Annotated in this window: 6 protein-coding genes; 4 read left to right on the top strand and 2 right to left on the bottom strand. The window is 31.6% G+C overall.

Translation table 11 applies throughout. From position 1 onward, the window contains the following. On the bottom strand, window positions 1-2,878 hold a 2,878-nt coding region (locus U9O55_02440; GenBank protein MEA2088672.1), incomplete at its 3' end, for a PBP1A family penicillin-binding protein. 937 nt (window positions 2,879-3,815) lie between these two features. Here U9O55_02440 and U9O55_02435 point away from each other — a divergent pair. Then, on the top strand, window positions 3,816-4,379 hold the full coding sequence (locus tag U9O55_02435; protein ID MEA2088671.1) for a prephenate dehydratase domain-containing protein: 564 nt from the start codon (window positions 3,816-3,818) through the stop codon (window positions 4,377-4,379). Window positions 4,380-4,449: 70 nt separating this feature from the next. Here U9O55_02435 and U9O55_02430 read toward each other — a convergent pair whose 3' ends face one another. Continuing rightward, entirely contained in the window at window positions 4,450-5,640 is a 1,191-nt protein-coding gene (locus U9O55_02430; protein ID MEA2088670.1) for a CAP domain-containing protein, read from the bottom strand. 306 nt (window positions 5,641-5,946) lie between these two features. Between U9O55_02430 and U9O55_02425 the strand changes: the two genes are divergently transcribed. The 3 genes from U9O55_02425 (at window position 5,947) to U9O55_02415 (ending at window position 13,666) form a co-directional block, all read left to right on the top strand. Next, window positions 5,947-9,369, top strand: coding sequence for a DNA-directed RNA polymerase subunit beta (locus U9O55_02425; protein MEA2088669.1), 3,423 nt, complete (start codon window positions 5,947-5,949; stop codon window positions 9,367-9,369). A 99-nt stretch (window positions 9,370-9,468) separates the two neighbouring features. Further along, entirely contained in the window at window positions 9,469-13,374 is a 3,906-nt protein-coding gene (gene rpoC, locus U9O55_02420; GenBank protein ID MEA2088668.1) for a DNA-directed RNA polymerase subunit beta', read from the top strand. A gap of 34 nt (window positions 13,375-13,408) precedes the next feature. Further along, window positions 13,409-13,666 carry a hypothetical protein gene (locus tag U9O55_02415; GenBank protein MEA2088667.1) on the top strand — a complete coding sequence of 86 codons (258 nt, stop codon included), beginning with the start codon at window positions 13,409-13,411 and terminating at the stop codon, window positions 13,664-13,666. Window positions 13,667-13,819: the final 153 nt, after the last annotated feature.

Raw genomic sequence — 13,819 nt, 5'->3', positions numbered from 1 at the left:
TTTTTTTATCATTTACATCCGTAATTACTAAATAAATTTTGTAAAATCCATCTCTGTTCGGCATATTATTCCAAATAATATTTAGCGCTTTTTGTTTTGGCTTGATTATTGATGATATTAAATTTCCACTTGATTGGGACGCTTCTTTAAAATAAAAATCTAGTTTTTTAATTCTGCTTATTCTAGAAAGGCTAACGGATAAATTAAAAGGGAAATTATTTTTGAAAATATTTTGGTTATTGTCAGGCGATATCCAGATAATTTGCAAAGGCTTGTCAATAATTTGAAAATTTAAATTCAAATTTATTTCCTTGCTGTTTAAAACATCATCATAAGCAATTACTTTTAAATTTCGTTTGCCATTTGGAGTGTCATTTATAATCCAATGTAAATCATAAGGTTCACTGTCAATCGTATCAATTAAATTTTGATCAACCCAATATTCAACTTTATCCATTCCACGAGGAGCAACAGCGTCAACATCAATAAAAATTTCATCATTCGTAATTTTTTGTCCTTCATCTAAATTTAAAATAGATAGCGAAGGAATATTTTCTGGAATATGCAAATCATCATATTCAATTGGCGGAATTTCTATTATAATTTTTTCTTTTTCTCCGCCAGCTGGCGAATCTTCTTTCTCATTTTGCTCTTCTGCCCATTCAATAATTGACTCTTCCCATCTGTTATATTGCGGGTCGTTTTCCGGGTGTTCGGGGTTTTCTCCTTGCGGATCATCTTTATTCACATAAAAAAGAATTGAATGCATTTGTTTAAAAGTTTTTTCAATAATAGCGGCCTCAGGAGTTTGGTCAGTCGCCAGCTTGTTGGAAAATTTATCTATTTTTAAAGTTATGTCTTCTCCTGTCTTACCTTTTAAAACAGATTTTTCAGTTTTAATTTCTTTTGGTTTTGCGAAATTTTCTACTGGTTCGCCAGTGTCTATCGACCCTAAAACGCTTTTCATAAATTTATTCCAAATAGGAGCCGCAACAGCTGACCCGCCAGCGCCTTTTTTCATTTCTTCGCCTCTATTATTTCCAGTCCAAACTCCAACAGCCAAAGAAGGAGTATATCCAATTGTCCACGCGTCTTTGTAATCATTAGTTGTTCCTGTTTTAGCGCACACAGGCCTTGCCCCTAAATTTAAATAATTGCTTTCACCAAAAGCGTAAGCCCGCGCGGAATTGTCTGACAAAATACTGTTAAGCAAACGAACAGATTGCGAATCCATAACGCGTTTTTCTTTTTCTACATATTTTTCAATAATTTCTCCATCAGAATTTTTTACTTCTAATATTCCGACTATTGGATGATAAATCCCGTCTCGCGCGAACACAGCATAAGCATTTGTGTGTTCTAGCAGCTTTATTTCGCCTCCGCCTAAAACCAATGATAAGCCAAAACGATTTTTATCGCTCAATGTTGTATAGCCCATTTTTTTTGTATTGTCCGTCACCCTGTCAAGTCCTGTTAAATATAGAGTTTTAACAGCAGAAACATTAAGCGATCCGGCAAGCGATTTTTTCATTGTGACTGGGCCTCTAAATTTTCCGTCATAATTATGCGGGATATATTCTTTAGCGCCCTGAACCCCAAAATTTGTTTTTGTGTCGTAAAGAATTGTTTCTGGCGTATATCCCATTGTAAACGCTGTAGCGTAAACTAATGGTTTTAAAGACGAGCCAGGCTGTCTTAGCCGAACAGCAACATTAACATTTCCGTCATTTTCAATATCAAAATAATCACGCGATCCAACCATTGCCAGTATCTGTCCTGTTTTAGCGTCAACAGCGACTAGCGCGGAATTTTTCGCGTTATATTTTTCTTCATTTTTTTCAGCAAATTCAGTAATTGCTTCTTCTGCTTTTTCTTGTTTGTATGTGTCTAACGTTGTGATTACTTGTAATCCTCCTTGCTCAACCATTTTTTCTCCATATTTTTTACTTAATTTTTCTTTAATATACATTACAAAATGTGGCGCGATAATATTTTCTCTGCGTGCTTTAAATTCTAATTTTTCCGCAAGAGCTTCTTCATGTTGCTGTTGATCAATGCGGTTTTGTTCAAGCATTAATTTTAAAATATATTGCTGGCGTCCAATTAATTTGTCTTTATGAGAGCCATAAGGCGAATAATATGTTGGAGCTTGAGGCAAAGCGGCCAATATTGCTGATTCAGCCAAGGTTATATCTTGAGCTGATTTTCCAAAATAAAGATTGCTGGCTGATTCAATTCCATAAGCTGTTGATCCATAAGGGATTTCATTAAAATACAGCTGTAAAATTTCTTCCTTGCTGAATTTTTTTTCAATTTTCCATGCCAAAATCAGCTCTTTTATTTTTCTTTGTATTTTTCTTTCATTCGTGAGAATCGCGTTTTTGATAAGCTGCTGCGTAATTGTTGACCCGCCTTGCATTCTCTTCCCTTGCAATTTGGCAATAACAACTCCTCTAAAAATTCCTAATAATGAAAATCCTTTATGCTCAAAAAAATTTTTATCTTCCATCGCTATTGTAGCCTGTATCGCGTAATATGGAATTTCATCTATATCAACAAAATTTCTTTTTTCATCTCCATGAATTTCATATAAAACAGTTTTACCTGAACGGTCAAAAATTTTTGTGGAAAGAGGAATGTTTCTTTCTATCAGCCGATTTGGATCAGGCAAATCCTTAGAATACCAGGCAATAACTCCAACTCCAGCAATAAGTCCTAAAAAAAATAATATAAAACACAAAAAGATTGTTTTTTTTAATAAACTTTTTAAAAAATCTTTTTTATTTTTTGGTTTTTTCCAACCAGACACTTTTTTCGGCACAATGATTCTTTTATTGGAAAAATTTTGATTTTTGTTTCTAAGTTGAGGAATAGGCATACATGTAATTGCTAACTAATTTGGTAATAATTTTGATAATTTTAGTTGAATATTTTAAATTATAATCTTTTTAAAAATTACAAATCCAAAATCACAAATTCCAAATAATATCAAAATTCAAATATTCTAAATTCAATTACACAGATATTGAGAGATAAAATAATTGTTTTGCATTTTGTATTTTGGTTATTGTAATTTATTTGTTATTTGTAATTTTGAAATTGGAATTTAAAAATTTGGTAAATTATAATATTTTATTTTTTTGGTTTTGTTACTGAATTAATTAGATAACGATTTGTTTTTAATATCCTAATCATAATTTATTTTATCTGATTTGTAAAATAATAATTTTAAAATCTGCTTTTTCAAAAATAAAAAGCAAAAAAAGACAGCAAAAAATAAAAAAATAAAAAGTTGACAAAAAATGCGGTCGCATATGTTTATCAACTTTCTGTAAAAATAAAATAATGAAAAATAAAAAGCAAAAAAAAGACAACAAAAAATAAAAAAGTTGACAAGAATGTGCGACCGCGCAAGTTCGTCAACTTTTAAATTTACGAAAACCAAATTTAAGATTGTTATAAAATAAACGCGACAGCATCAATTTTACAACAATTAAAAATGTTAAAAATAACAAGACTTTGAAATTTTTTGACTTTTAAATCTTTATTATTTATAATTTTAATATTAAGAATTTATATTGAATTTTATATTTTAATTTTTGTTATTCTGAATAATGTCATGCTGAATTTAATTCAGTATTATTTCAGAATCTGCCATCTTTTTTGTAGATCCTGAATCCCTGCCTGCCGGCAGGCAGGAAGTTCAAGATGACAACGGTCAAGTTCAGGATGACAATATAAAAATAAAAGTATATCTTATTTTTATTTTGTTTAAAGGAATAATAAAATTAACTATAAATTCTAAAAATTTTATTATGCCTATTAAAATTGGAATTTCTGGCAATGTCGGCAGTTTTTCAGAAGAAGCCGCTGTGTATTATTGCCAAAAACACAATATAAAAAATTACGAAATTATTTATTTAATAACAGTTGACAAAACTCTGTCTTTTTTAATTAAAAATAAAATTGATAAAGCAATATTTCCAATTGAAAATTCCAATGGCGGAATAGTGTATGAATCCGTTTACGCTATGGCAAAATATGTTTTTAAGATTGAAAATATGTTTGAAATTGATATTCGCCATTGTCTTCTATGTTTGCGAAATAAAAATTTAAAAGATATTAAAAAAATTGTTTCACATCCTCAAGCGCTGAAACAATGCAAAATGTATTTAAAAATAAAATGGCCAAAAGCGGAAATTATAGAATGGGCTGATACGGCGCAGGCGGCAAAAGATTTAAAAAATAAAAAAATAGATAAAAATTCGGCTGTTATTGCTCCTGCAAAATGCGCTGAATTATATGGATTACAAATATTAGAGGAAAGTGTACAGGATTTGAAATTTAATTTTACGACTTTTATCACAGCAAAAAAATAATTTTTGAGAATAAAATTCCATTTAGATATCAACTTCCAATGGAATTTTTTATTTTTTTAACAACTATAATTTATTCTTTACAAATATTAGAAACGCAATTTAATGACTCATAGCAATAAGAATAATAACCTGATTTTTCACAGCATGGACCGTTTTTATATCCGCAATTAACTTTTTTAATAAAGACTTGGGTTATAATAAAATAACTGTTCACTTTTGCTATGCCTATTCCTGCTTCATTAAAATTTTGATTTAAAATATTTGCCCTATGTCCAGGACTGCTCATCCACCCGTCAACTGCCCTGCTTTCGGCTTCGTCTTCACTAAAAAATATTTTTTCTTGAATTTCTATTTTTGGCTGTTGGTTCATCAGATTTGTCCTTATCTGTATTTCATTTTTTATAAGATTAATTTTTTCCTGTTCATTCTCAGCTATATTAAGCCTTGCTTTAAAATTTTGCTCAATAGTATCAGAATTACAGCCATAGCCATCTCCTCCGTAATATTTTATTGTTTTGATTTCTGAAATTAACGCAATATTTTCTCCACTAGCGCCAAAATAATATATTTTTCTGTTTTCCAATCTGTCATTTTGATATAGCCCAAAATTATATCCTTCGTGATGAATCATTGGATAATTGCAAATTGCTGCATTGCTAGTTATATTAATATTTTCATCTGCTAAATTTTTACTGTGCTCTCTGGCAACAGTCGCCACTTCATTATTCCAAAGCAATACATTCAGCCCATTAGATATTCTTTTTATATTCACTAAATTATGAATATCTTTTTCAATTTTTTCTAACGAGCTCGGACTGCTTATTTTTGCAAAAGATATTTTTGCTAAATTATTGTCAGTTATTCCAAGCCCTAAATTTCGCATTATATTAAACGCGTCTAAAGGGCGTCCTAAATAATACGCTTTTTTGTCTTCTGGATAAATATAATACGCTTCGCCGTTTTTCTCAACATCCAATAATATTTTTCCTAAAACATGTTCGGGGTAAATTGTTTGGCTAACAATAAATTCATGCGTCGCTCCTAATCCAAAAATTTTCATTACCTTAAAAGCGTCAGAAGGCCTGCCTAAAAAATATCTTTTATTGTCATTCGGATTAACATACCATGCTTCGCCATTTTCTTCAACTTGCAAAAGTATCCTGCCTGCTAATCTGTCTGACAACAAATCAGCGCTAACAAAACAGGTTGGCAATAATGCCAATAAAAAAATTCCAAAAAGTAATTTAAAGTATTTTTTCATTTTTAAATTTAGTTTAATCTTTTTAGTTATTATAAAATATTGCTTGGATTAAATCAAACAGACAAATTTTTATGTTAACTTTTTATAAATTTTCTTGACAAGCTTTTTAAAATATGTTTTTATAATAATAGTTTCTAAATAAGTCTGTTATACAAATTATAAGAGATAACAGAGTGCTTAATCAGAAGCATAATGTTAAAAAATATTTAAATTAACTTAAAAAAAATAAGCTCGTCTTTTTGGTATAGATAGATGAGCCATTTTTGTGTTTTATAAATTTTTTATTTTTGTAATTATAATATATTTATGTCTAAACAAAAAACCAAAGATCGAATTTTATTTACATACGAAGACGGAAACATTAAAGGCGGTAAATATATAGCAACTACTAAAAACAAGAAAGATGTCATACAATTGCCAGATTTGGTAAGATTGCAAAAGGATTCTTATAATTGGTTTTTAAAAAACGGAATAAAAGAAATTTTTAATGAAATTTCTCCCATTAAAGATTCTAGCGGGCAAAAAATAGAACTTTTTTTTAAAGATTATTATTTTGATGATCCTAAGTTTGATGAAATAACCAGTAAAAACAAAAATGTCAGCTATGAAGCCCCGATAAGAGTAAATATTGAATTAAAGAAAGATGGAAAAAAAATTAGTGATCAAGAAATTTATTTAGGAGATATTCCATTGATGACAAAAAATGGAACTTTTATTATCAACGGAATTGAGCGCGCGGTTGTTTCACAATTAATAAGAAGCGCTGGAGTTTTTTGCTTTTCCGAAAATATTCGCGGAAAAAATTATTATGGAGCTAAAGTTATCCCAAACAGGGGAGTTTGGCTTGAAATAGAGACAGATATAAATAATGTTATATGGGTTAAAATTGATAGGAAAAGAAAAATCGCTGTAACTTCGCTTTTGCGCGCTTTTGGCTATAGCACAAACGAAGAAATTGAAGAACTTTTCAAAGAGGTTGAAATTCATCCTGATTTTAATTATATTAAATCAACGCTTAAAAAAGACGCTACAAAAACCGAGGACGAGGGTTTAATGGAAGTTTATAAAAGAATAAGACCTGGAGATTTAGCTGGTATTGATAATGTTCGCTCTTTAATAAACGCGATGTTTTTTAGATTTGACAGATATGATTTTGGAAAAGTCGGGCGTTATAAAATAAACCGCCGTTTTAATGAAGACCTTGAAGATACCAAAGAAAATAGAATTTTTAGAAAACAAGACTTAATTAATATTGTCAAAGAAATTATTAAATTAAATATTTCTCAAAAAGAAGCAGACGATATTGATCATTTGGGAAATCGCAGAGTAAGAACTGTTGGAGAGTTGATTCAAGGCAGATTTCGCATTGGCATGGTAAGAATGGAAAGAATTATAAGAGACAGAATGAGTACCGTTGATGAAAATACTGTTACACCTGCCAGACTTATTAATTCAAGGCCGTTAATTTCAGCTGTTAAAGAATTTTTTATGTCTTCCCAGCTTTGCCAGTTTATGGACCAAACAAATCCATTAGCTGAATTAGAACACAAAAGAAGGTTATCAGCTATGGGTCCTGGTGGGTTAACAAGAGAAAGAGCTGGATTTGAGGTAAGAGATGTCCACAGAACTCATTATGGAAAAATTTGCCCTATATCAACTCCTGAAGGGCCAAATATCGGACTAGTTGGACATTTGGCAAATTACGCTAATATTAATGAATATGGTTTTTTAGAAACATCTTATAGAAAAGTTTTGAATAAAGTAAAAAATAAATTCAAAGAAACTGTTGGCAAAAAGGTTTTAAAAGATATAAAATCAAAAGGAAAAATAGTTGTTAAAAAAGGTCAAATAATTAGTTCATCGCAAGCAAGAGAATTAGAAAAAAATAAAGATTTAAAAACAATCGCGATTAATCCTATAGCAACTAAGGAGATTGTTTATCTAGACGCTTTTCAAGAAGAAAAAAATATTATCACGACAGCGATAGCTAACCTTGACAAAGATGGATATTTTTTAGATGAAAAGGTTGAAGTAAGAAAATACGGCAATCCAGATATTGAGCATGTCTACAATGTTGATTTTATGGATGTTTCCCCAAAACAGATTGTTTCTATCGCAACAGCAATGATTCCTTTTTTAGAGCATGATGATGCCGTACGAGCTCTGATGGGAACAAATATGCAAAGACAGTCTGTCCCGCTTATTAATCCTAAAGCGCCTTTAGTCGGCACCGGAGTGGAAGAAAAAGCCGCTCTTGATTCAGGCCATGTGTTAAGAGCTGAATGTGATGGAAAAGTAACTAGCGTTTCAGCAAATAAAATTGAAATATTAGGTGATGATAAAAAAATAACTGTTTATGATCTGTTAAAATTTGTAAGATCAAACCAATCAACTTGTATAAACCAACATCCAATAGTTGAAATCAACGATAAAATTAAAAAAGCGCAGGCAATCACGGATGGGCAATCCATAGACGGAAAGGAATTGTCTTTAGGCAGAAATGTTTTAGTCGCTTTTATGGCATGGGAAGGATACAATTATGAAGATGCTATTATTGTTTCGCAAAAATTAGTAAAAGATGATTTTTATAGCTCGATTCATATTAACGATTACAGTATTGATATAAGAGACACAAAATTAGGACCCGAAACAATAACAAGAGATATTCCTAATATTGGAGAAGAAAGATTAAAGAATTTAGATGAAAGCGGTATTGTAAGGATTGGCGCTGAAGTTAAATCAGGAGATATTTTGGTTGGAAAAATTACGCCAAAGGGAGAAACAGAACTTTCCAGTGAAGAAAAATTATTAAGAGCGATTTTTGGAGAAAAAGCAAAAGATGTTCGCGACAGTTCTCTTGTTCTTGAGCATGGCGAACACGGAAAAATAGTAAATGTCCAAATTTTTTCTCGCGAAGAAGGAGATAAGCTTTCTCCTGGAGTTATTAAAACTGTCCAAATCTCAGTCGCTAATTTAAGAAAAATTCAAGTAGGAGATAAAATGTCTGGAAGGCATGGGAATAAAGGTGTTATTTCCAATGTTGTGCCAATAGAAAATATGCCGTGTTTGGCTGATGGAACTCCAATTGATGTTATATTATCTCCATTAGGAGTTATTTCTCGTATGAATTTAGGCCAGCTTTTGGAAACTCATTTGGGCTTGGCCGCGCGCGCGGGCGGATATAAAGTTATAACTCCGCCACTTGACGGAATTTCAGAAAATATTATTCAACAAGAATTAAAAAAATATGGTTATCCAGAAGACGGCAAATTAACTCTTTATGACGGAAGAACAGGAGATCCATTTAATGAAAAAACAGTTGTTGGATACGCGTATATGCTGAAATTAAATCATATGGTTGAAGATAAAATTCATCAGCGATCAATAGGTCCTTATTCGCTTATTACTCAACAGCCATTAGGCGGAAAAGCGCAGTTTGGCGGACAAAGATTTGGGGAAATGGAAGTTTGGGCGTTGGAAGGATATGGAGCCGCGCATATTTTACAAGAAATGCTAACTATTAAATCAGACGATGTTCCGGGAAGATCAAGAGCTTATGAATCAATTATAAAAGGAGAAGAAATACAAAAAGTAAATGTTCCTGAATCTTTTAATGTTTTAGTAAGAGAATTTAAAGGGCTTGGTTTGGATGTTGAATTGCTTGATGAAAATGAAAAACCAATAACGCCAGAAAAACAGATTGAAAGCAAAGATAATAAAAAAATTTAGAAATAAAAAAGCCAGAAATTAAAAAAGAAAAAATTAAAAAATAATTTAATTAAATTCATTTTGGCTGCCGGCAGGCATTTTGCCATTTATATTTTATATATGTCAAATTTAATAAAAACAACGGATTTTGAAGCGATCAGGCTTAGGTTAGCTTCGCCAAAGGTAATTCACGGCTGGTCTTATGGTGAAATTGCAAGACCTGAAACAATTAATTACAGAACTCAAAAACCAGAAAAAGATGGTCTTTTTTGTGAAAAAATTTTTGGTCCGTCAAAGGATTGGGAGTGCTATTGCGGAAAGTATAAAAAAATTAGATATAAAGGAATTATTTGCGACAAATGCGGGGTAGAAGTCACAAGATCAATAGTTCGCAGAGAAAGAATGGGGCATATTGATTTAGCGGCTCCTGTGAGCCATATTTGGTTTTTAAAAAGTGTTCCTTCAAGAATCGGTTCTTTGTTGAGCCTTTCGCCGTCATTATTGGAAAAAATTGTTTATTTTGCGAATTTTATTGTAACTAATGTTGACCAAGAATTAAAACAAAAAGTTTTAGAAGAACTAAAGGAAGAATATAAAGAAAAAAAGAAAAAAATAAGCAAAAAAAACCAATCTGAAATTCAAGAAATAAAATCTAACACAAAAGAAGATGGTAAAGCAAGAGAAAAGCAAATTACGGAATTAATTAAGAAAAAAGAGCAAGAAACAAATGAATTAGATGAAATATTTGCAACGTCTGAAAAAGAATTAAAAGAATTAAAGGAAATGCAAATTTTAACAGAAATGCAATATCAAAATCTTTCTTTAAAATATGGACATATTTTTGAAGCTGGCATCGGAGCTGAAGCAATAAAAAAATTATTAGAAAAAATAGATTTGGATAAAAGCATAAACGAAATAAAATCAGCAATAAATATTTTTAAAGGGGTAAAAAAAGAAAAAGCAATAAAAGAGATAAAAATTTTAAGAAATTTAAAAAATAATAATATCAGGCCTGAATGGATGGTTTTAACTGTAATTCCTGTTATTCCGCCAGACCTTCGCCCAATGGTTGCTTTGGACGGCGGGCGTTTCGCGACTTCTGACCTGAATGATTTGTATCGCCGAGTTATTAACCGTAATAACCGTTTAAAGCAATTAATTAAATTAAACGCTCCAGAAGTTATTTGCAGAAATGAAAAAAGAATGTTGCAGGAAGCTGTTGACGCTTTAATTGACAATAGCGCAAGGCATGGCAAGACTGTTATAGCTTCAACAGGGCAAAAAAGAATGTTAAAATCAATTGCTGATATCTTGAAAGGAAAGCAAGGTAGGTTTAGGCAGAATCTTTTAGGCAAAAGAGTTGATTATTCAGCTAGAAGCGTAATTGTTGTTGGTCCTGATTTAAAATTAAACCAATGCGGTTTGCCAAAAAAAATGGCTTTGGAACTATTTAAGCCGTTTGTAATCAGCAAACTTATTAAAGGTGAAATTGTCCATAATGTAAAAAGCGCTCTTCGTTTTATAAATGAAGGCAGGGTTGAAGTTTGGGATATTTTAGAAGATGTTATTTCAGAAGCCTATGTTCTTTTAAACCGCGCTCCTACACTGCATCGTTTAGGTATTCAGGCGTTTCAACCAATTTTAATAGAAGGAAAAGCAATTCAGATACATCCAATGGTTTGTAGCGCTTTTAACGCTGACTTTGACGGAGATCAAATGGCTGTTCATTTGCCTTTGACAAAAGAAGCACAAAAAGAAGCAAGAGATATAATGCAGTCAAGTAAAAATTTGTTAAAGCCGGCAACAGGCGATCCTGTTGTGAGCCCTAATCAGGATATTGTCTGGGGATGTTATTATTTAACTTCTGTTGGAAATAAGAATGTTGACGAGAAAAAACTAAAAACATTTATTTCTCCTGAACAAGCTGTTTTAGCTTATGATTTAAAAAAGATAGGATTAAGGGATTTAATTAAGGTTAAAGCAGATGGTTCTATAGGCAAAACTAAAAAATCAATTATCACAACCACTGTTGGAAGAATAATTTTTAATAAAGTTCTGCCCGATGATATGGATTATCAAGACGACAAAATGGATACGGGAACTTTGAAAAAATTAATAAGATTAATCTTAAGCATTCATGGTTTAGATAGAACAGAGCAACTTGTTAATGACATTAAAATTTTAGGGTTTAAATATATTACTTGTTCAGGGCTTTCTTGGGGGATTGGAGATTTGCCGGAAATAAAAGACAAAGATGAAATTTTAGACAAAGCTGAAAAAATAGTTGAAGAAGTTAAACAACAATATTCAGCAGGACTTTTAACTGATACTGAACGGCACAGTAAAATAATTGAAGTTTGGAGTATGGCAAAGGACAAAGTTGTGTCTTTGGCAAAGAAAGGGCTTGATAAGGATGGCCCTATTTATTCTATTATTGATTCTAAAGCAAAAGGGCATTGGGGCCAATTAACTCAAGTTGTCGGTATGAAAGGATTAGTAAGTAGCCCGTCTGGCGATATTATTGAATTGCCTGTTAAAGGAAATTTTAAAAGCGGATTTGGCGTGTTGGAATTTTTTATTTCAACTCATGGATCCAGAAAAGGACTTTCTGATACTGCTTTAAGAACAGCTAACGCTGGATATTTAACAAGACGATTAGTTGATGTGGCGCAAGATGTTTTTATTTATGAAGACGATTGTGGAGACACTCGCGGAATTGAGATAACAAGAGAAGGCAGTGAGAAAATAGGCAGCAGCATCGCGGATAGAGTTGTCGGCAGAGTTTCCTTAGAAAATCTTATTGATAATAAAACAAAAGAAAAAATCGTTAAAAAGGGCCAGATGATTACAGAAGTAGAAAGAGAAAAAATAAGAAAATTAGATTTAGACAAAATAAAAATTCGTTCAGCAATATCTTGCAAATCATTAAAAGGCGCTTGCAAACAATGTTATGGCTGGGATTTGGGATTTAATAAATTAGTAAAAGACGGAGCAACGGTCGGGATTGTCGCAGCTCAGTCAATTGGTGAGCCAGGGACACAGCTAACAATGAGAACATTTCATACTGGCGGAGTCGCAGGCACTGATATTACCCAAGGATTGCCAAGAGTTGAAGAAATATTTGAAGCAAGAATTCCAAAAAACAAAGGGATTTTAGCTGATGAGGATGGAATTGTAAAAATTGAACAGCAACAACGAAGTATTAAAGACGCTACTGGGAAAATTGTGTTAGAAAATGTTTATGGGCAAAAAACAATTAAGTTGGAATTTAAATCAACAGACGCTGACAAATATTCTTTTAAATCAGCAAAAGATAAAGATATTGATATAAAAATTGATGTTAAAGTAAAAGACGGGCAAAATGTTTGCAAAAACGATATTTTGTTTACGCGAAATAATAAATTTAAAGTAAAGAGCAAAAAAGATGGGGCTGTCCAAGTTTTTCCAGATAAAATAATTGTTTCTTATGAAGCTAACAAAGTTAATGAATTTTTGGTTCCAAAAGGAGTTGACATTTGGGTTAAAAATAAAGAAACAGTAAAAAAAGGACAGCAATTAACAGAAGGAAATTTAGATTTACATCAACTTTTTAATTTAAGGGGAAAAATTGATGTCCAAAGATATGTCATTGATGAAATTCAATATCTTTATTCTTCACAAGGCCAGCCATTAAATGATAAGCATGTAGAGGTTGTAGCGCGTCAAATGTTTTCTAAAATACTTGTCAAATCCGACGGGGACACTAATTTTTTGCCTGGAAATGTTGTTGATACAGTGGAATTTAATGAAGAAAACAAAAAAATAGAAAAAGCAGGAGGCGTAAAAGCAAAAGGGAAAGAATTATTATTAGGCATAACAAAAGTTTCGCTTTCCACAAAAAGTTTTTTAGCCGCAGCTTCTTTTCAGGAAACTTCAAAAATTTTGATTGACGCTTCTTTAAGCGGAAAAATAGACCATTTAGACGGATTAAAAGAAAATGTGATTATCGGGCGCTTGATTCCTGCCGGCACTGGTTTTAAGAAATAAAAATAAAATATAAAGAAAACAGGAGGAATAAAAAGTGATAAAACTTTTTAGGAATTTTATTGAAGGAATTGTGCAAGAAGGATTTGATTGGTTGCGACTTTTAAGAAAATTATCGTTTTTGGTTCTTATTGTCCTATCAATTTGGTTTATTTATCCTTATGTTAAGAGTGTGATTTATCACGCTCAAAACAGAGGTGATGTTGAATTCAGATTGCTTGCTCTTGAGCAAAAATGCGATTATCTGAGTAAAGAAATAAATAAATTTAAACGCCGAATAAAAAAATTAGAATAGGCGTTTTGAGAATTCGCAGGGGCGCAAAATTTTGCGCCTCTGTTTTATTTTCAATACTTTTTTCAATTTTAAATTGTTGTAAAATTAACGCGGTCGTTGTAATTTCACAACAATTTATATATCCATCAATGTTTAGTGTTTATCAGTGACAGG

This window comes from Patescibacteria group bacterium (assembly GCA_034660655.1).
Lineage (GTDB): Bacteria > Patescibacteriota > Patescibacteriia > JAACEG01 > JAACEG01 > JAACEG01.
This window is presented reverse-complemented; position numbering and strand designations above follow the sequence as displayed.

What these genes read in the sequence shown, in the direction of transcription:
- U9O55_02430 (MEA2088670.1), bottom strand. Translation starts at nt 5,640, where the DNA reads ATGAAAAAATACTTTAAATTACTTTTTGGAATTTTTTTATTGGCATTA.
- rpoC (MEA2088668.1), top strand. Translation starts at nt 9,469, where the DNA reads ATGTCAAATTTAATAAAAACAACGGATTTTGAAGCGATCAGGCTTAGG.
- U9O55_02435 (MEA2088671.1), top strand. Translation starts at nt 3,816, where the DNA reads ATGCCTATTAAAATTGGAATTTCTGGCAATGTCGGCAGTTTTTCAGAA.
- U9O55_02425 (MEA2088669.1), top strand. Translation starts at nt 5,947, where the DNA reads ATGTCTAAACAAAAAACCAAAGATCGAATTTTATTTACATACGAAGAC.